At 61.7% G+C, this 18,594-nt stretch carries 21 protein-coding genes and 1 pseudogene; 12 read left to right on the top strand and 10 right to left on the bottom strand.

Annotated elements, in window-relative coordinates; genetic code table 11:
* The first annotated feature begins 319 nt into the window (after window positions 1-319).
* The gene (locus tag HB681_RS27045; protein WP_213957965.1) at window positions 320-1,879 is read left to right on the top strand and encodes a recombinase family protein; all 1,560 of its coding nucleotides are present in this window, start codon (window positions 320-322) and stop codon (window positions 1,877-1,879) included.
* Between the two features lie 143 nt (window positions 1,880-2,022).
* On the opposite strand, the gene HB681_RS27040 is transcribed toward HB681_RS27045, so the two are convergent.
* Window positions 2,023-2,310, bottom strand: a complete 288-nt coding sequence (locus HB681_RS27040) for a hypothetical protein (RefSeq protein ID WP_213957964.1) — start codon at window positions 2,308-2,310, stop codon at window positions 2,023-2,025.
* 36 nt (window positions 2,311-2,346) lie between these two features.
* Here HB681_RS27040 and HB681_RS27035 point away from each other — a divergent pair, with 36 nt between their 5' ends.
* A complete protein-coding gene (locus tag HB681_RS27035; protein WP_213957963.1) occupies window positions 2,347-2,571 on the top strand; it encodes a hypothetical protein in 225 nt (74 codons plus the stop codon).
* 453 nt (window positions 2,572-3,024) lie between these two features.
* On the opposite strand, the gene HB681_RS27030 is transcribed toward HB681_RS27035, so the two are convergent.
* The 4 genes from HB681_RS27030 to HB681_RS27015 all read right to left on the bottom strand — a co-directional run bounded on the left by HB681_RS27030 (window position 3,025) and on the right by HB681_RS27015 (window position 7,049).
* A complete protein-coding gene (locus HB681_RS27030; protein ID WP_213957962.1) occupies window positions 3,025-3,906 on the bottom strand; it encodes a plasmid partitioning protein RepB C-terminal domain-containing protein in 882 nt (293 codons plus the stop codon).
* Window positions 3,903-4,784: a plasmid partitioning protein RepB C-terminal domain-containing protein gene (locus tag HB681_RS27025; protein ID WP_256354570.1), complete on the bottom strand. Its 882-nt coding sequence runs from the start codon at window positions 4,782-4,784 to the stop codon at window positions 3,903-3,905. The genes HB681_RS27030 and HB681_RS27025 overlap by 4 nt, the downstream gene beginning before the upstream one ends.
* A gap of 29 nt (window positions 4,785-4,813) precedes the next feature.
* Window positions 4,814-6,379 (bottom strand): recombinase family protein, encoded by a 1,566-nt coding sequence (locus HB681_RS27020; RefSeq protein WP_256354569.1) that lies wholly within the window; start codon window positions 6,377-6,379, stop codon window positions 4,814-4,816.
* 88 nt (window positions 6,380-6,467) lie between these two features.
* A complete protein-coding gene (locus tag HB681_RS27015) occupies window positions 6,468-7,049 on the bottom strand; it encodes a hypothetical protein (protein ID WP_256354568.1) in 582 nt (193 codons plus the stop codon).
* Window positions 7,050-7,162: 113 nt separating this feature from the next.
* Between HB681_RS27015 and HB681_RS27010 the strand changes: the two genes are divergently transcribed.
* From HB681_RS27010 to HB681_RS27000, 4 genes are all read left to right on the top strand, one after another.
* On the top strand, window positions 7,163-7,342 hold the full coding sequence (locus tag HB681_RS27010; RefSeq protein WP_213957960.1) for a hypothetical protein: 180 nt from the start codon (window positions 7,163-7,165) through the stop codon (window positions 7,340-7,342).
* Window positions 7,343-7,434: 92 nt separating this feature from the next.
* Window positions 7,435-7,704 (top strand): FHA domain-containing protein, encoded by a 270-nt coding sequence (locus HB681_RS27005; protein ID WP_213957959.1) that lies wholly within the window; start codon window positions 7,435-7,437, stop codon window positions 7,702-7,704.
* Complete coding sequence (locus HB681_RS38375; RefSeq protein ID WP_256354567.1) at window positions 7,701-7,835, top strand: hypothetical protein; 135 nt, start codon at window positions 7,701-7,703, stop codon at window positions 7,833-7,835. Before HB681_RS27005 ends, HB681_RS38375 begins: the two co-directional genes overlap by 4 nt.
* Before the next feature lie 81 nt (window positions 7,836-7,916).
* A complete protein-coding gene (locus tag HB681_RS27000; protein WP_213957958.1) occupies window positions 7,917-8,990 on the top strand; it encodes a hypothetical protein in 1,074 nt (357 codons plus the stop codon).
* Window positions 8,991-9,135: 145 nt separating this feature from the next.
* On the opposite strand, the pseudogene HB681_RS38825 reads toward HB681_RS27000, so the two are convergent.
* Window positions 9,136-9,923, bottom strand: a pseudogene (locus HB681_RS38825) (alpha/beta hydrolase).
* Between the two features lie 736 nt (window positions 9,924-10,659).
* Window positions 10,660-10,989: a hypothetical protein gene (locus HB681_RS26985; protein ID WP_213957956.1), complete on the bottom strand. Its 330-nt coding sequence runs from the start codon at window positions 10,987-10,989 to the stop codon at window positions 10,660-10,662.
* 787 nt (window positions 10,990-11,776) lie between these two features.
* On the opposite strand from HB681_RS26985, the gene HB681_RS26980 reads away from it, so the two are divergent.
* From HB681_RS26980 to HB681_RS26965, 4 genes are all read left to right on the top strand, one after another.
* Window positions 11,777-12,220, top strand: coding sequence for a site-specific integrase (locus HB681_RS26980; RefSeq protein WP_213957955.1), 444 nt, complete (start codon window positions 11,777-11,779; stop codon window positions 12,218-12,220).
* The gene (locus HB681_RS26975) at window positions 12,147-12,575 is read left to right on the top strand and encodes a transposase (RefSeq protein ID WP_213957954.1); all 429 of its coding nucleotides are present in this window, start codon (window positions 12,147-12,149) and stop codon (window positions 12,573-12,575) included. The genes HB681_RS26980 and HB681_RS26975 overlap by 74 nt, the downstream gene beginning before the upstream one ends.
* Entirely contained in the window at window positions 12,551-12,901 is a 351-nt protein-coding gene (gene tnpB / locus HB681_RS26970) for an IS66 family insertion sequence element accessory protein TnpB (RefSeq protein WP_213957953.1), read from the top strand. Before HB681_RS26975 ends, tnpB begins: the two co-directional genes overlap by 25 nt.
* Window positions 12,902-13,005: 104 nt before the next feature.
* Window positions 13,006-14,571 (top strand): IS66 family transposase, encoded by a 1,566-nt coding sequence (locus HB681_RS26965; protein WP_213957952.1) that lies wholly within the window; start codon window positions 13,006-13,008, stop codon window positions 14,569-14,571.
* Window positions 14,572-14,615: 44 nt separating this feature from the next.
* Here the strand turns inward: HB681_RS26965 and HB681_RS26960 are convergent, their stop codons facing one another.
* On the bottom strand, window positions 14,616-14,960 hold the full coding sequence (locus tag HB681_RS26960; protein WP_213957951.1) for a hypothetical protein: 345 nt from the start codon (window positions 14,958-14,960) through the stop codon (window positions 14,616-14,618).
* A gap of 101 nt (window positions 14,961-15,061) precedes the next feature.
* On the opposite strand from HB681_RS26960, the gene HB681_RS26955 reads away from it, so the two are divergent.
* Together HB681_RS26955 and HB681_RS26950 are read left to right on the top strand one after the other, a co-directional pair.
* Window positions 15,062-15,637, top strand: a complete 576-nt coding sequence (locus HB681_RS26955) for a tyrosine-type recombinase/integrase (RefSeq protein ID WP_345944755.1) — start codon at window positions 15,062-15,064, stop codon at window positions 15,635-15,637.
* A 10-nt stretch (window positions 15,638-15,647) separates the two neighbouring features.
* Entirely contained in the window at window positions 15,648-16,850 is a 1,203-nt protein-coding gene (locus tag HB681_RS26950; protein WP_213957950.1) for an IS91 family transposase, read from the top strand.
* 447 nt (window positions 16,851-17,297) lie between these two features.
* Here HB681_RS26950 and HB681_RS26945 read toward each other — a convergent pair whose 3' ends face one another.
* Window positions 17,298-18,317, bottom strand: a complete 1,020-nt coding sequence (locus HB681_RS26945) for a tyrosine-type recombinase/integrase (RefSeq protein WP_213957949.1) — start codon at window positions 18,315-18,317, stop codon at window positions 17,298-17,300.
* Window positions 18,310-18,591, bottom strand: a complete 282-nt coding sequence (locus tag HB681_RS38370) for a hypothetical protein (RefSeq protein WP_256354566.1) — start codon at window positions 18,589-18,591, stop codon at window positions 18,310-18,312. Before HB681_RS38370 ends, HB681_RS26945 begins: the two co-directional genes overlap by 8 nt.
* Window positions 18,592-18,594: the final 3 nt, after the last annotated feature.

The raw sequence follows: 18,594 nt of genomic DNA, 5'->3' as shown, positions 1-18,594 counted from the left end.
CAGACCGCCCACGAGCCTGCGCTCGCAACGACATCCGCCATTTTGCGGATTGCATCGTCGGCGCCCAGGATGATCCGATGAAGGTTGCGGGGCCGGGTGATTTTGCATAGACAGCCCACGTACCCTTACAGGCCCAACTGATCGTTCATCTATCGAGCGAGTTCCTCTCGCCGCCAGGACGCCCACCGACTGCGACTGCAATGCCTTCGACCGGGCGTTGATGATGTTGCAACTTCTTGAATCTGTCTGATCGTGGTTCCGTGCGCAAATGTTGCCCTCGTCGGAGGCGAATCTCCCGAGGTTCAGGCTGGAGGCCGACATGCACCACCCTACGCAATTGACAAACGCTCTCATGCAGGTCCCTGCAGCGCAATATTTGCGAATGTCTACGGATCACCAACGGTACTCGATTGCGAACCAGTGCCTTGCAATTCGCAACTATGCAGACCAACGAGGCATGGTGGTTGTCCGGACCTACGCTGATGAGGGCAAGAGTGGCTTGGATGCCGTCGGACGAGACGCGTTCTTGCAGTTGATTGCAGATGTCGAGAGCGGTCAGGCTAACTTTCGCGTGATTCTTGTCTTTGACGTGAGCCGCTGGGGCCGGTTTCAGAACACCGACGAGAGCGCCTTCTACGAGTACCGTTGTACACGGGCCAGAATACCAGTCGTCTACTGCTATGAGTCTTTCGACAACGATGGTAGCCCCTTGGCCACGCTGATCAAGAACATCAAGCGGTCCATGGATGGAGAGTACAGCCGGGTGCTGTCTGCCAAGGTGTATGCGGGGCAATGCCGTTTGGCCGAAATGGGGTACTTCCAGGGCGGCCCGCCCGGATATGGACTGCGCCGTCGCTTGGTCGGCGCCAACGGCGAAGCCAAAGGCATCTTGGAGGCTGGAGAGCAGAAGAATCTTCGTGGGGATCGCGTTGTGCTGATTCCCGGGCCGCCTGCAGAAACGCGCCGCGTGCGGCAGATTTTCTCCGCCTATGTCGAGCGAACCCTCTCGGAAGAGGCAATCGCGCAATGGCTGAACCGACTGGGTGTTCCTACGGATCTCAATCGTCAGTGGACAAGACAAACCGTGCACAACGTGTTGACCAACGAACGGTACTTGGGATGCTCGCTGTACAACCGACGTACCGCAAAACTCAAACAGAAAAGTACTCGCAACGCCCCTGTTCTATGGATTCGGCGAGAAGGAATGTTCAAGCCCATCGTAGAGGAAAGCCTCTTTGAGCGCGCCCAGGCGCTGCTGGCGTTTCGCTCCCATTGCGATGACGCGACCATGCTTCGCTTGTTGCGAGAGTTGTTCGCGCGTATCGGGAGCATCTCTGTGGCAATCATCGACGAACAAGACGATATGCCGTGCGCTGCGACATACCGCATGCGATTTGGTAGCCTGCCGAAGGCCTACGCTCTCGCCGGATTGGAGGCGGATCGAGACTACGCCTACATTGACTTGAAGCGAAGGCTCCGTGCGTACGGCGCGAAGGTGACTGATCGGATACTGAGGAGCCTCGAATCGGCGGGTTGCGAAGTCCTTCGGAGCCTTGGAAACTTCAGGTGCAACGGCTTGGCAGTGGCCTTGACGGTTGTTCGTTGCGGCAAGGCGCCCGATGGAAGGCCACAGTGGCGAATACCGAAGGCCCCGCGTGAAGCGCCGGACTTGCTCGCAGTGGTGAGAATGGCAGTGGGCAACACCGACCCGCTTGACTACTACCTGATACCGCGAGAGGAGTGTCAGTGGCTACCTGTGCGCTCGGGATCGGACGGATGCGCGCGATTCCAGCAATACAAAATTCAATCGTTCGACGGTGTGGAACAAGCCCTGCTAAAGACCCTTACCCAAGGACGCCGCTACGTCGACGGTCATTAGAAAGCTGCGCCAGTGGCCCGGCCTCAGGGGGTCGGTGCTTGCGACCGGCAGCTCGGCATCGTGCTTGAAAGCACTGCGCAAATCCAGGCTGCCCTTCTCGCAGTCGAGGTCGCGGCAGGGCGTGTCGTTCCATTTCGAGCACGTCACGAGCGTCTGCGCGATGAGCGGCTCCCGTACAGGAAATGCTGGTAGTTCAAGTCTTCGGCCAAACCTGCATCGCGCGCCGAAGCCAGCATGATGTCTCGCGCAAATGCCGCCACGGCCATGGGAGGATCGCTGGCCACATCGAACACGTCGGCGACGAGGGCATTGTCGTGTTGTTGTAGTACGCTCGTTTCGCTCGAAAGTACTGGGTAAGGTATCGGTTCCTCATGGCCGGCGCCCGACTTCCCGACCGGCGCGATGTTGGATGCGATGACAGATTGCAACAAGATGCATGGTGCTATTTCCGACCGTGGAGGCCAACGTTGAACCGGCTACGCGACATTGCGCTGTCTGTCGAGGAACAGGAGCTCGGCCGTTTCTGGTGGGTGCTCATGGAATCGTCAGGAGACGACATTTGGAGCGAGCTGGCCTCATCCCAGGTTTCGGAAGCCAGTTGGATAGACGCTTTCCGCGCCGGCTGCCTGGCACTCGGCAAACTGGTACCCGACGCGATCATTTGCCTTCACCACGGACGCTTCTCCGCCTGATGCTCGATTTGGCTTTGCCGTTCACCGGCGACCCCTCGGTCAAGTCCTCATGAACGGCCAGGTTCGAGCGCTTGCGCGACCAGGGGATCGCTCAAGGTGCGTGCGATCGACACAGTTGTCACAGAGCATTCACACTCACATTTCGTGCCGCGGCAAGAAAAGCCCCGTCGAAGACCTGCCCTTGAATCGCCGCCGTTCAACTGCCGTCTGGAGCGGCGCAATGAAGCGCCAACAAAGCCCGAAGCGGGGGCAGCAACCGCGCAAAGCAGCAGTAGACAAAATCAACAAGCCGCGAAGCGAAGCTGAGAACCTCGCTCCGATCACCTCGCGCGATCCAAGTGCGCCGAGTTTCAACAGCCTGCTGAAGCTGCTCCCCTGGTGCAGCAGCGCCATCGGAGATTTCGAACGCAGCTCGATGCCCCAGACTCGCAAAGCCCAACGGGGGAAGCCGCACTACAACTCCATGGATGTCATGCGCACGATCTGTGCCAACTGTTCCAGCACCTGCGCTTCGCGCTTCTCAAGGTATCGACGGACCGCAGCATTGTCCAGCAACTTGACGATGTAACCCCTGACCACCACGAGATTCAGGATGTCCTCGCCATAGGTGTTCTCGGCCATGCGGTACTGATCCTGCAAGTTGCTCATCTCGCGCTCCATGCACGCCATCTGTTCCTGGCTTGCACCGCGACGTTTTGCGGGCCGCCTGCCTTGCACGAGCATGTCCGCCGCGGTGGCGGCCAGCATCGCTTGCGCATACGAAATTGTCGTGTTGTTGGCTGACACCATCAACTGCATGCATTCGACCTGCCGCGCTGGTTTCATCTTCCGGAGCGCGCTGGAGACCTCGGTCGAGAACTGGCGGTCCTTCATCATCGCGATCGCTTCCTCGCAAATCCCGTCGAGCATCGACATCTTTTTTGTGATCTGCCGAACATCGACGCAAAGGGACCGGGCGAGGCGTTCAGGCGAAACACCCCGCTCGACTGCACGTCGTATCATCAGATGCTCCTGAACCGTCGAGAGCCGATTGACGCGGTTGTTGTAGGTGTAGCTTTCGTCATTCGTGGCGACTAGACAGGGAGCCTCCTGGTGACCCAGGCTCCTCAGCGCCTCGAGACGCAAATGCCCGTCCAGCAGACAGTGCTGCCCGGTCTTGCGGTCGACAGGCGCGATCGATAGCGGCTCGATCATGCCGATCGCCTGGATCGATGCGCAGATCTGCTTGAATTTCTGGGTCTGCAGGAGCCCGCTGGGCAACTTGTGCGAGGGAAGAATGCGCGCCAAGGCGATGCTCATCGGCTTGGGCAGGAACGCTAGCGCGACGTCTGTCACGTGGCGCTCCCATCATCGACCGCGCGCTCGAACACGCGTCCGTCCAGGTAGCGCGGCAGCGAGTCAAGCCCTTCTGCGCGAAGCAGGGTACGGAAATGTTCTTGCGCGAACAACTCGCGCAGGGCGCCGACCACGAACAGCAACCGCTGCTGCGCCAGCGCGGACTTGCGGACCAGCAACTGTTGGCGTTGCGCTTCCTTGCGATAGGCCCGCACCAAGCTGGTCGCGGTGACGCCATCGGGCTTCTCCGGCATGCTTCGCACCACGGAGGGGCCGAATAGCTGGCGCTGCTGAATCAGGCGGCGCGCGTCCAGCAGTTGCCGGCCTCGCAATTGACCCGTCTCGTACGCCTCATGAAGCGCCGCCTGCACGGCCTTGTCGTCGTTGCCCGCGCTGACGATCTTGAGGGCTGCCGAGAGCGGGATCTGGCCGCGTCCGACTCCTGCCAGAAGGCGCTCCTCGCCGCGCGCGACCAGCAGGAGAATGTCGTAGACGTATTGGGTCGAAAGACCGGTCTTCGCCGAAATTTCCTTGGCGCTGTGCCCGCGGCCGTCAAGTTCCGTGATGCCGGCCAGCAGTTCCAGCGGGTTGTACTTGCGCCGCGCGATATTCTCGGCCAGGCTCATGATGAAGGCATCCTCGTCGCTGACCGTGACGACCAGCGCGGGAATGCGAGCCTCACCCAATTGGCAGAACGCCTTGAAACGTCCTTCACCGCACACCAGCAGGTAGGTCTCGGCGCCATCCGCGCCGGCGCGGGGTGTCACCGTGATGGGCTTCTTCAGGCCAATCGCCTGGATGTTGTCAACGATTCCACCGAACACCAGTCCGTTCCTGTCGCGCGCATTCAGGACTTTGATTCGGTCGAGCGGGATCATTCGCAAGTCCCGCGCTGGCACACCCGCGTTCATGCGCATCTCCGAAGCGGGGTCTGCGACGCCATCCCGTACAGATAGTCCAGCGTTGCAAAGCGGTAGCTCTCCAACTCCACCGCGTTGCGTTCGGTCAGGCTGATGGGCACTTGCCCGAAGTCAAGCCGAGGCAGCAAGTAGTAGTCAAGGGCGGCGTCGTTGGCAGGGGTCAAGCGGACTGCCACGGTAACGTCCGGCAGGAGGCTTGTGTCGAAGCGCACCTTCCAGCGCCGGCGAGCGCCGCCCGCGTCGCAACAACGCGCCAGCACCACGGAAACGCTGAACTCGTGGTTCACGTCCAGCAAATCGGTGGCGGGGTCCCGAAACGTCCGCCCGCTCATCGCAATGATGCGGCTCTCGACGTCGGCCACGATGGTGGGATGAAACTTGCGCAGAAAGCGGTTGATCTCCAAGTAGCGATAGTCCCGGCCGGGCGCATAGCCGATCAATCGGTACGCGCGCAACAGGCTGCCGAACCGATGGGCGTATGCCGACGAGGGTGGCATGTCCTCAGCTTCGTCGATCACGATGCCGGAGAGAAAGCCCCGGTGCTCGTAGAGCCCCTTAAGCCGAGCGAGCAATTCATCGTCCGTGAAACGCAGTGCCCGTGCACGAATGATGCCTTGTGCGGTGTAGAAGACATCGGCATCGACAATCGCTTCAAAGGCGCTGTCCTTGCGGATCCAGTGCTCGGGGCTGTTCTCTACACGGCGCTTCTTGAGCTTGAAGGACCGGCGGTTGTAGACGTTGTTGCCGATGTATTTCTCGTTGGTCAACAGTTGGTGCACCGTCGCGCGTGACCACGCATGGCCCCGGTCCGTGGCGATGGACAGCTGGTTGAGTCGCCTCGCAATTTCGGTCTCGGGCAGCCCGCCGTCGACAAACCAATCGAAAATCCGGCACACGACGCCGACTTCACCCTCGGGACCTGGCTGAAGGATCACACGGTCTGTCTGCAGGCTTTTCTGCTCGCCGCGTTCGAGCAGTCCCTTGACCTCGCCAACCTGGTCCACCAGCACGCGGCGCAAGCCATATCCTGCCGGGCCCCCCTGACGGAACCCCAGTTCGACCAGCCTGCATTGGCCTGCGAACACCTTGGCGGAGAGTTCGCGGCTGTACTCGCCGGCCATCGCTCGCTTGACACCCTTCACGATGGTGGAGACAGGAGACCCGTCGTTCTCGAATTGCTCGGCGCAATAGGCCACCTGTATGCCCGCCCGCCGGCACAGATATTCGTAGTAGGCGCTTTCGTCCGCGTCCTGAAAACGCCCCCATCGACTGACGTCGTAGACCAGAATGACCGAGAACGCGACTGGGCCCGCCTGGACATCGTCGATCAATTGCTGCAAGGCATGCCGGCCGTCGATATGGAGTCCACTCTTGCCTTCGTCAGCGTAGGTCCTGACGATCTCGATGCCGCGCTGCATCGCGTACTCTCTGATGGTGTCGGACTGGTTGCGTGTGGAGTATTGCTGGTGCTCCGTCGACATGCGAACGTACTCGGCCGCGCAACGGCGCGCGCAACCGTCGGGCCGGGCCGTGTCAGCGGGATCGTGTTCCATCGCCAAGCCCCTTCAGAGAGTGGAAGGTGAATCGCGCGCGGCGTGCGCGATCTGCTGGCAAGGTAGCAGTTCCGGGGCGCAGCATCGATCAGGTCCTCTCTTTGCAATCTTCGGGCGCACGTTCGAACTCGCCGGACTGCCGGGCCACCACCGTGAGCCGCACCATCCAGACACCCATCTTTGCAACGGCGGCGGCATCCGTGCTACGCAATTCATACAGCCCATCGGGCAGGGTATGCGTATCGCAAGCCGAAGCGTCCATCCTTGCAATCCTGCGTGGCTGGCGCTGGACGTTGCGGACCTTCTGCTGCCTTCGGTTCTGCGCCGCGTAGGCCGGATGACTCGCGCGGTACTCTCGCCAGTAGCCGGGATTGCGCCCCGCCCACGCCCGTTGCGCCTGCGACTGGTTGTCGAGATAATCCGGGTCGCTGCGACGCTTGGCCTGCTGCCACAGACGGCGTCGTTCGCGCTGGCAATCGGGTTGCGCGCAGTACGACTGGCGCGGTGCCTGGGCTCTCGGCACGAACAGGTTTCCACAGGCCGTGCACCAACGACTCTCCATGGCGTGCTCCGTTTCCCAATGAACCAGCGACTGCCGGACAACATGGCCAACCAGGATCGCGAAGCGCGCATCGCGTGGTGGGCATCCCGCGCTATCGTCGATCGGCAATACGGCCTCGTCGCATTGGACGGCACGCGAGCGCACCCAGTGCGCATGTGGCCTCAAGCCCGGCAGGCGGTTGCGCGGCCACTGCTGCTATGCCAATATGGCGCGCAAGCACCATGATGGAAATTCGCGTGCGCTGGTCACGAGCGCAGTTCGACGAGGATGGCCAGCCGGTCACCAGCGGGTTGTGGATTCCGGACAACCCGATCAATCGCGAGCTGGCCGAGCGCATGGTGCGCGCCGGCGACGAGGTTTACGGCGAAGGTACACACTGGCTCGAAGAGCGCGAGGCGTGACGTCAGGCGCCCATTGCCTGCGCGATGCGTTGCCTTCGGAGAACCGTCGGCGTGCTTGCCCGTCTTTAGCAAAAGGAATCTTGATGCCCAAGTTGTTCATTCCGGCCGCGCATGGAAGTCGGACCGAGATCCCGCTCCGGGCAAATGCCAACTCCCTGGCCCGGGCCGCGCAGAACGACATCGTGGTGGACTCGGTCAGCGCAAGCCGCAGGCACGCCCGCATCATCGTGGCGCCTGCCTTCGTCACGATCGAAGACCTCGGCAGCAGCAACGGCACGTACGTCAACGGCGAGCGTGTCCAGAATCAGGTCCTCGCGGATGGCGATGCAGTGCGCATCGGTACTTTCGAGATGCGTTTGTGACTGACAACACCCAGGAATTCACAAAAGTGGAGGCCCTGAGGCTGCCGACCGTTCCTGGCCTGCTGGTGGACCTCGAGCGCGACTCCCCAACCATCCGCGACGTGCCGCACGGCCGCCGCAGCAAACCTTGAGGACAGGCGCGGCACCCCGGGGCCCCATGCTGCGCTCACTGATCCCCTACTTCGTACAGTCCGCGTCGACACCATCCCCACATGAGAAACCGCTACTTCCCGCAATACTTCCGCGCAGCAAGGCCGTACTACAACAACGCATTCGTCGCCGCGGTCTACAGGGCTGCGCACGATCCCTCGGTACCTGTCGTGCAGCTGGTGCGGGACACGATCATGGCCTCGGCCGAGGCGAATGGCATCGCCGCCAGCGTGAACCGGCAACACTTCCTGCACCGCGAGTCCCCAATCGCGCAGACCCTCGTGACGCTCGAGTGGAACGACACCCCGTTGTACGACATCAGTCCCGCCCTGCTCGAGGCCCTGACGCACTCCGACACCGGCGACACGCGCATCGCTGACCTGCGTTTGCCGAACCACATCTACTACCTGCACTGGGGGCCGCAGCCCGATCTGTTGCTTTACGGCAAGAACCCCGTCGAAGGCGCTATCGTGGCAACCGTCGAAACGCAGTGGCATGTTGCGCTGATCGCGCGCACGTCGGAATCCTGGCTGTCGATGAGGGAGCGGGATAACTTCCTGCTCAAGTTCCCGGAAGCATCGCGCGCACTGCCCTTCGATCGGGCGGTCGACCTCGCCATCGGGGCGGCGAGCGACGAGTTGCGCGAGGTCTTTGCAGCCTCGCAGGCGGGCCGCAACGACTGGAACATGTCGCTGGAAATTCGTGACCAGATGGAGAACGATCTGCGGGTCAACACGCCCGTGCTGAAGCAGGCGCTGTCGCTCGCAGGCAATTGCATGGCATACCTGACCACCTATCCCGGCGATGCGCGGTTCGGATGGGAAGTCGATGCGCCCGCGAAGATGGTTGCAAAGCTTGGCCAAGGCGAGAAGGAAGCCAGGCGGACCGCTTCCAAGATGAAGTCACTGGGATACCTGCAGGTTCACCGCGTCGGACTGGACTTCCAGCAATCGGTGGAGGCCGTCGAAGCTGAGCATGCGCATGCGGCAGGCGACGGCGAACATCCGAGCCGGCGGCCGCATTGGCGTCGTGGGCACTGGCGCCACCAGGCACACGGCCCCCAGCGCGCCCAGCGCAAGCTCATGTGGATGCGGCCCACGCGCGTGCTCGGGGGACCGGCGATGTCGCATTTCTGAACGCGGCACGGGCGCCTCGCGCTCCCTTCTGCGAGGTCACCGAGTGCGAGATAAGAATCATCGCGCGATGCGGCGGACTGCGAGAGTCGAGAAGGTCCAATACCGGCCGATGGAAATTCAATGGGCGGTCGGTCGGGACTGAGGGTCATTGCAAGTGTGTCTGGCTGCGCAGGAATGGGACGACTGCTTCCAAGACCGCGGTCGGGTTGTCAATCATCGGCCAGTGCCCGCTGTCCTGGAGCCGCACGACGCGCTGGACCGCAAACCATGCGCGTTGCATCTCGGCAAATCTGATCGGCACATACGGGTCGCGCGCGCCCCAAACCACGAGCGCAGGCAGCTTTGCGACGGAAATCTGGCTAATCCACCTTTTGGACAGTGCCCCAATATCTCCGGTGTTGCGATAGAGCTTGAGAACGGCCCGTCGCGTTCCTGAATCGAAATTTCTATACATCTCATCAAAGTACGCATCGGGCAGCCCACGCGGATTGCCATGGCGCAGCGCGAGCCTCAACGCGGGCCGGGTCGTGGCAATGAACAATGCACCAAGCAACGGCGTACGCCAGATCTTCGCCATGTAGTGCCAGCGGTATCCAGGCATGATTCCGATATTGATGAGCGTCACGCTGGCGACCCTTCCAACGTGTTGCGCCGCCCATTCGAGGCCCCAAAGACCACCAAAATCGTCAGTACCAAGTGCACGCGCTCGATGCCTTCTGCAACCAGCAACATGTCCAGATGCCTCGCATAGCCAGCAACCGAGTAGTCGAAGTCGCCTGGCTTGTCGGCTTGTCCAAAGCCTGGCATGTCGGGTGCAATGGCACGGCTTAAGGTCTGGACCTCCCGCAACAACGAAATCCAGTCCTTAGACGACCCCGGGTTTCCATGCACGAAGACGATGGCCTGCCTCGATGGCGCCTCACCTCCTCGCATGATCGGTGACCGGATACCTGCAACGGTCAGTTCAGCTTGTTCCATGGTGCCGCGCTCATGGGGGAAGTCGAATGCGAATGCTGCCCTGTTTTCGCATTGCCTCATAGCCATGACGAGCACGCAGACAACGCCCGCTGTGCACAACACCTTGAGTCGCCTTTCCAGGAAGCGAGGGCGCTCCAAGACTGTCTGCTGTCCCTCGAATTTGTCCGCCGAACGATGGCAACCATCGAAAGCTTACTTCGACGCTTGTTTCTCGCGAATTTCCGGTGTGCACTCGGAACTTGGCCTTCGCCGTCATTGAAGAAATCTGAGTCGGGGACAACAGCGATCGTCGCTGACGGCGGCGGCGACGCACGACAGGACGCCGTCACGCGCGAACGACTGCTTCCCGATTTCGCGAAATGGCGTTCAGGGCCCGACTTTTTCATAGCACCTTGCGCTGCCATTGGCAGCAAGCAATCGCGAGCCCCAGTTCGCGGCCGCCGGCCGAATATCCGGTCATGCGCGGCTGTGAGTTCACCGTCGAACCCGGCCAGCGCTCCTTCGGAGTGTTGGGCAGGGTGTCCCATAACAGTTTTCAGCGCAACCCGGCAACAGGTACTCCAAGCCAATCGCGAGCCGCAGAGCTACGAGCTGCTCTATAGCGACATCCGCAAATTCTGGCGACATCGGGATTGCGGAATGCAATCTGAGGCTGAGGTCCTGGTGCCCACCCGGTAGCCCGTAAGCCCTCTTACGAGTTAACAGATCGAAAAGCGGTCATTACCGTGATGAGCCGCGCAGACCCCAGCACGTAGACACAGGACAGAAGCGTCATGGAAATTCTCCGAAACGGCAGCTTCGCGAGTTGTAACAGGCCGACTCTGAGATTCAGGACGGCGAGGGCAAACCCGGCCAGTATCAAGCCAATACCAAGCGTCCGATCCACGGCAATCCAGCCCATCAAACCCGTTGAATTGGCATTTTCGAAAAGTCCTGCGGCAATCAACAATGCGCACAAAATCAAATTCTGAACATTCTCGAAAATCGACTTAATCAGCCTTCTTTTTTGACTATGACTCATTCTCATTCTTAAATTTTACTTTTTAGAAAGGCGTCGACAACGGCATGAAACAGCGATGAGCCCCAAAGAATTGCTGGAATTGATCGACGGCGCTATTGAATCGGAAAAACTGTTTTCCGAAGCTGCAAAATGCTCGCGTGCAGGCGAGCCGGTGGTCGCGCGGGACCGTCGATCATATAAGGGAAAACCCTTGTCACTCTCAGCGAGCCCCGAAAATGTGTACCAATTCGCAAGGAGCAAGGATGGACGATGTCTTTGCCCTGCGGCCTCCGGCGCCGCTGAAACCAGGGTCACTCCCATTCCTTGGTAGCTCCACAGCCCGGAGAAGGCTGAGATACACGGTGCTCAGCGAGCCACTGCGGACAGCCGATTGGGCGCAGTGTCGCTCAGGGCCTGCAGGCCACAAGAGGCTGATAGGCTGCCCACTCCACGCCCCGTTGGGCCAGAACGGATTTCCTCAACTTCTTGACGCGGTCGCTCAGGCCAACGAGACGGGCAACGTCTGCATCACTCTGGAAGCGGCCGTCGATTCAGAGGCCGACGCACCTCCAGACGACCGCAACCGGCATCACAGCGTGAGTTCGCCGGGCGGACGGGAAGGACGGCTCTCGCTGCTTATGGAGAGCTTTCCATAAGCAGCGTTGAACTAAACCGCTGGCTCGCGGTAGTGCCTGATCACAGGCGAGCGCCAATCCAACGCTGTGCATTTCCCGCGAAGTCTCCGATGGGGAACGATGTAGTTGCTGTTCGCAGCGCTTCATCCGTTCACTTGCAAAGGAGCTTCACCATGACACCGCTACGCCAGCGAATGCTCGAGGACATGGGCATTCGCAATCTCGCCGAGAACACACAGGTGTCGTACCTGCAACAGGTCTCGCGCTACGCCCGACACTTTGAACGCTCCCCTGAGGAGCTTGGACCAGAGCAGATTCGGACCTATCAGGTGCATCTGACGAAGACCCGCAAGCTCGCTCCGGGCTCAGTCAGCATCGCGACGGCGGCGCTGCGTTTCCTCTACAAGGTCACGCTCAAGCGCGAGTGGGCGCCCGACGCCATCCCGATGCCAAAGAAGCGTAAGCGCGCAATAAACCACGTTCTTCCCTCAAGCGCGATGAGGTGTGAGGCTACGTACCCATGTACAAGAACGTGGGCACGTAATGTCAGAGTTGATTTTGGATTTGGCCAGGCGCCTGGTAGTCGGGCACAAGCGCGATGGTCGCAGCATCTATGACGAGCAGGCCAAGCGCGAGCTGGTCCTCGCGTGTCGCGAGCCCGGGGCATCGATCGCGAAGCTTGCTCGCGATTGCGGCGTCAACGCGAACCAGGTGAACAGTTGGGTTCGCCTGTATGAGCGACAGTTGGCCAAGAGCACGGCGCCGAGCGTGGACGTTGTCGATGCGAAGACGCCGGCATTCGTGGCACTCGAAGTCGCAGCGACGCGCCAGGAAGAGACGTTGTCCATGGACATGCAGGCACGCCTTCCCAACGGAGTTGTGGTCGACTTGCGTGGCTGCGACATGCAGCAGGCATTGGCGATGATCGAGGCGCTCGGGAGAATGCGGTGTTCCGCTTCGAAGAAGGGCTGAAGGTCTACCTGCATCGCGAGGCCATCGACTTCCGGGTCGGCCTCAATGGTCTGGCAATCCTCGTCGAGCAGTCCCTCGGGCTGGATCCGTTCGCCGCGGCGGTGTACGTCTTCAGGAATCGGCGACGTGATCGCGTGAAGATTTTGGGTTGGCAGCGCAACGGATTTTGGCTGTTGATGAAACGTCTTGAGGAAGATCGTTTTATCTGGCCCGACGTCCTCACCGTGCCGACGTTGACGGTGGAGCAACTGCACTGGTTGCTCGATGGCATTGACCTCGCGGTGGTGCAGAAGCACCCTCGTCGCTTCTACGAGCGAGTGGCCTGAACGCTCAACGGCAGCTTGCAAAAAAGTTGTCGAATTCTTCCTCGACAATGCGATGTTCGAGGAACGCCTGCAGGTCATGTTGATCGAAGCAGGCGATGGTTCAAATGCCCACCGCCGAAGAATTCGCAGCCCTGCAGCAAGCCTTGGCCGAGGCCACTCGGCGCAGCGAATCTCTCGTCGGCGAACTGCGCGTCGTGACCACCGAGCGGGACCTGGCACTGGAGCGGCTGCGCGCATTGCAACGCCAGTTGTTCGCCGCCAAGAGCGAGGCTCGCGGCACTGAGCAGAAGGACCTGTTCCTCAACGAGGCCGAGGCACTCGCGCCAACCGCGCAAACACTGCCGGCCGAAATCGATGATGAGGACTCAACGCCAGTCGCGGGCCACCAGCGCAAGAAGCGCGGACGCAAGCCGCTGGACCCCGCACTGCCGCGCGACATCGTTCGCCACGAGCTGCCTGAGTCCGAGCGTGTCTGTGCTCACGACGGCCACGCGTTGGTGGAGATCGGCGCCGAGGTCACCGAGCAGATGCATGTCATCCCCGAGCAGGTGCGCGTGCTCCAGCACCATCGCATCAAGTACGCGTGCCCCTGCTGCGACCTGAGCCTGAAGGTCGCGCCGACACCAGCTCGCATCATCCCGCGAGGTCTGCTCACCGAGGAGGCGCAGGCCTGGGTCATCACGGGCAAGTACCAGTTTGGCATGCCCCTGTACCGCACGGCCGTGCTGTTGCGTCGCTTCGGCGGCGACATCGTCAGCAACACCTTGGCCGCTGGCGTCGTGCGCATCGGCCAAGCCGTGCAGCCCATCATCAACCTGCTGCGTGACCACCTGCTGGACTCGGACCTGATCTACGGGGACGAGACGACCGTGCAGGTGCTCAAGGAACCTGGGCGCAAGGCACAGACCAAGAGCTTCATGTGGGCTCAGATGAACGGCAGCGGGCCGCCGGTGCGACTGTTCGCCTATGCGCCGGGTCGCGGTGCTGTGCATGCCGAGAAGCTGTATGCCGGCATCCGGCGCGGCGCAACGCTCGTGAGCGACGGGTATCAGGTCTACGACGGCATCGCCGCGGACCATGGCCTGACGCATCTTGGATGCTGGGTGCATGCGCGCAGGCCTTTTATCAAGGCCGAGGAGTCGATCCCGAAGGCCGCCCGGTCGCCGGACCAGCTGGCCACACGGATCATCAGACTGATCGGCAAACTTTATCGCGCGGAGGCGCTGGCCAAGGGGTGGGCGCCGCAGCGCCGTCAGCGGCTGCGCCAGCGCTACAGCACCGCAGTGGTCAAGCAGATCGAACAGCTGCTGCTCGCGAACCTGCACGCCGTCGCGCCCTCGAGCCTGCTGGGCGAGGCGCTGCACTATCTGCACGGGCAGTGGCCCAAGCTCATCCGGTTCCTGGACAACGGGACCTGGCCGCTGGACTCCAACCCGGTGGAAAACGCAATTCGCCCATTTGTTGTTGGTCGCAAGTCGTGGTTGTTCGCCGACACCGTTGGCGGTGCGAACGCCAGCGCCAATCTTTATTCACTCATCGAGACGGCCAAGGCCAACAAAGTCGAGCCGTATCACTACCTCGTTGCCTTGTTCAAGAAGCTGCCACTGGCACAAACGGCCGACGACTACGAAGCCCTGTTGCCTTGGAACATTGAGCTGACCGCCTCGTAGTTGAATCGTAAGTCTGAAGAGGACAGGCCTGGACAGCTGAGCACTCAGCAGAACGCCGGGTTCAAAAGGTCAATCCCTGCGCCTTTGCACTTGATCCATGGCCCCGAGGGATGGTCTTCACCATCCCACGCCAAGAGAGCGGCCTGAGCATCGCCGCGCTGCTCATAGCAGTATCGACGCTCGTATCCGACAACGTCCATTCCAACGACGATCGCGGTGGTGAAGTTGAATCGCTTTACGGCACACAACTTCCCTTTGAGCATGCGCAGGTCCGTATACCCGCTTGCATCCAACGACTCGATCAAACTGGAGGCATCAACTGCAACGCGCGGCTGCGCGCCGACAGACCGCGAGTGTTCAGGGCTTGGGGTAGAGGCCATCTTCATCATTGTGACTGCGCTGGAACGAACGCTGATGACCCAAATCGAGAACGATCGGTAAGGACGCGCTTAATTGATCGCCTACAAAGAAGCCGCTCAAGCTGCCGGTCGTGCTCAGCCCCGAGGAGGTCATGCATTTCCTTGGGTGTGTCAACAACCTCAAGCAGCGCACGATTCTCACCACCGCCTATGCCGCCGGCCTGCGCGTTTCTGAGGTAACGCATCTGAAGGTGACCGACATCGACAGCCAGCGCATGGTGCTTCGGATCAATCAAGGCAAGGGCCGCCGTGACCGCTACGTGATGCTCTCGCCACGATTGCTGGAGGTGCTGCGCTCGTACTGGAAGGTGGTGCGACCCAAGACCTGGCTGTTTCCAGGCGACATCCCCGGCCGACCGATCACTACGGATGCCGTGGAACTGGCGTGCCGCAGAGCACACCGCGCGGCCTGTATCGCCAAGCCGATCACCCCGCATTCGCTACGCCACGCGTTCGCTACGCATCTGCTGGAGTCGGGCACCGATGTTCGACGCATCCAGTTGCTACTCGGGCATCGCAGCCTATCGACCACTTCACGCTACCTGAAGATCGCGACCAGCACGGTGTGCGCAACAACCAGCCCGCTGGATCTGTTGCCTGAGGTCCCGCTGCTGCCATCCGAGCCGACGCTGCCCCCGGTATTCTGAGCCGGCAGCGATGCGAGCCACCGGGCTCGAAGTGGCGGACATCTTCCGCCAGGTCGGGCCTGCCTACCGTCAGGACCACGCTGAGGCGATCAGCGGCGGGCAGCGTCGCGTCATGCGCGCCATCGAGCGTTGCCGCACGGCGGCGCTGGGCGGCCACGTCGAGCAGTGCGATGCCTGCGGCCACCAGCGCATCGCGTTCAACAGCTGCAGGGACCGCCACTGTCCGAAGTGCCAGTCGCTGGTTCGCGCACGGTGGCTCGAAGACCGGCAGGCGGAACTGCTGCCGGTCGAGTACTTCCACGTCGTCTTCACCGTGCCGCAGGAGATTGCCGCCATCGCGTACCAGAACAAGGCCGTGGTCTACGACATCCTGTTCCACGCCACCGCCGAAACCTTGCGCACCATCGCCGCTGATCGCCGGCACCTGGGCGCCGAGATCGGCTTCATTGCGATCCTCCACACCTGGGGCCAGAACCTGCTGCACCACCCGCACCTGCACTGCGTCGTGCCCGGCGGCGGGGTGGCCCCGGATGGCCAGCGCTGGATCGCCTGCCGCCCGGGCTTCTTCCTGCCGGTGCGCGTGCTGTCGCGGCTGTTCCGGCGCCTGTTCCTCACGCAGTTGCGGCAGGCCTTCGACGAGGGAGAACTGCGCTTCTTCAACAGTCTTGCGGCGCTACAGGATCCGGATTCCTTTGCCCGCTACCTCGCTCCGGTCGCGAATGCCGAATGGATCGTCTACGCCAAGGCGCCGTTCGGTGGGCCTCAACGGGTGCTGGACTACCTCGGGCGCTACACCCATAGGGTGGCGATCTCCAACAACCGCCTGATCGACTTCGCCGACGGCCGGGTTGCCTTTGCATGGAAGGATTACCGTCACGAGTCGCGTCGCAAGGTCATGTGCCTAGACGCGCAAGAGTTCGTTCGTCGCTTCCTACTGCATGTACTGCCGACGGGCTTCCAACGCATTCGCCACTATGGTCTGCTGGCCAACCGCTACCGCGAGATCAAGCTCGAGCGGTGTCGCCAATTGCTGGCCGAGCCCGCACCGGTCGTCGAGTTGCCGGCTGCATCGATGGACTATCGGGACCACTATCAGCGCCTCACGGGCGTGTCGCTGCGCGACTGCCCGCATTGCGGGCGTGGTCAGATGGTGCGCATCGAATCCTTCTCGGCTGGCACCTTGCCACGGGGTCCACCGAGCACGCCCGCATGAACATGATCTCGAACCGTCAGTGCCAGCACTTCTCGCCACGTCGCGCCCAGCGACAGGTCTCCCTTTGCGTGTTCGCGCCAATGATCGCTGAAGGTATCAGTCGGTACGCGCACATGGCACTCCCATCGCACACGTCACTGTCGCTGGCCCTCAAAGTCGGGATCAACCGGACCGCCCTGACGCCGCAGGTCTCCGCGACTTCAGCAGGTCGGCGCTGATTCAATTCCCATAGCACCACCGCTGCGCAGGCGGTTCAGTTCAACGGGATCTTTAGCCAACCGCCCGCGGACGAGGCGCGTCTTCTCGAAACAACGACTGCGCGCCGCAGCCGCTCGGCTAAAGACTCTCTGCATTATGCACAGCGCGTAGTTATGAACAGTTGGTCCAGCAGCGCGACGTTGCCGGCCTCGTACGGAGACGGCGGTCGCGCCTCTGAACTGAGCGAAATCACAACGTCTTGAGGAACTTCAACAGCTCGTCGTCTGCCCGGAACCGACGTGGGACCAAGTTGGGATCCTGAAGCCTGGCTAGCGCCTTCTCCTTCATGGCGAGATCGGCCTCTACGTACTGATGCGTTGTCGCCGGACTCTCGTGTCCGAGCCACAGGGCGATCACGCTGATGTCCACGCCCGACTGCAGAAGGTGCATGGCCGTCGAGTGCCTCAGGCAGTGCGGTGAGATAGTTCTCCCGGCCAGGCTCGGCATCGTGAGCGCGGCGGCCTTGACGGCCAATGCCAGGCGCTGCGTCACGTTGGATCGCGTCATCGCCTGTCCTCCACGGTTGGGCAGCAGCGCCGACGTGGGAGTCAGGTCCGGGTTGAACTTCAGCCAGGCGCGGATCATCTTGACCGTTGATCGCCAGAGCGGCACAGACCGCTGCTTGCGTCCCTTGCCATGCAAATGCACGCAGGCGGCAGGGGCCAGCACGACGTCGCCCACCTTCACGCCGATCGCCTCCGACACGCGGGCGCCGGTGTTGTACAGCAGGGCCAGCAGCAGGTTGTCTCGCTGGCTCACCCAATCCGCTCCCGGCGCGCCGATCACGGCCAGCATCTCCTCGCGTCTCAGGAACTCGAACATCGGCCGCTCGAAGCGCTTCATCGGCACGCCCAGCGCATGCTCGACGATCCGAAGCGCCGTTACGTCTCGCCGAGCCGCGAACTTCAGGAACGAGCGCAGCGCGGCCAGTCGCGCATTGCGGCTGCGGACGGTGTTGTGTCGATCGCGTTCCAGATGATCGAGGAAGTCCAGGATCAGCGCGGGCGTCAGGTCGGCTAGCAACAGCGTTATTGGTGTCTTGTGCAGGCGCGCCTGGGCGAAGTCCAGGAACAGCACGAACGCGTCCCGGTAGGCCGCAACAGTCTGTGGGCTCAACGCGCGCTGCTGTGTCAGGTGCTCGGCGAAGAAGGACTGGACCAGCGTCGCGAAGCTCGGCGGAGCCGGCTTGCGGTAGTCAGAGCTACTCATTGTCACTCTCCGCGATGTTGGCGAAGCTCTCGAATTTAGCGCCGGCCAGCGCCATCAACTCTGGCACGCCGCTCAGGTACCAGTAGGTGCTGGAGATGTTGATGTGGCCCATGTACGTGGACAGGGCCAGCATTCGTTGGTCGAGGTTCGCTCCCTGTTGATGCCATAGGATCATCCGCCTCACGGCGAAGCTGTGGCGTAGGTCATGCACTCGGGGTTGGCCATGGCCGCCGCGATCGATCCAGCCCAACTGCTCGCGCAGCTGGCAGAACATTCG

Origin of the sequence: Variovorax sp. dw_954, from assembly GCF_018449755.1 — a bacterium.
Classification (GTDB): Bacteria; Pseudomonadota; Gammaproteobacteria; order Burkholderiales; family Burkholderiaceae_C; genus Variovorax.
The sequence above is the reverse complement of the archived record's forward strand: the minus strand, read 5'-3'. Positions and strand labels throughout refer to the sequence as shown.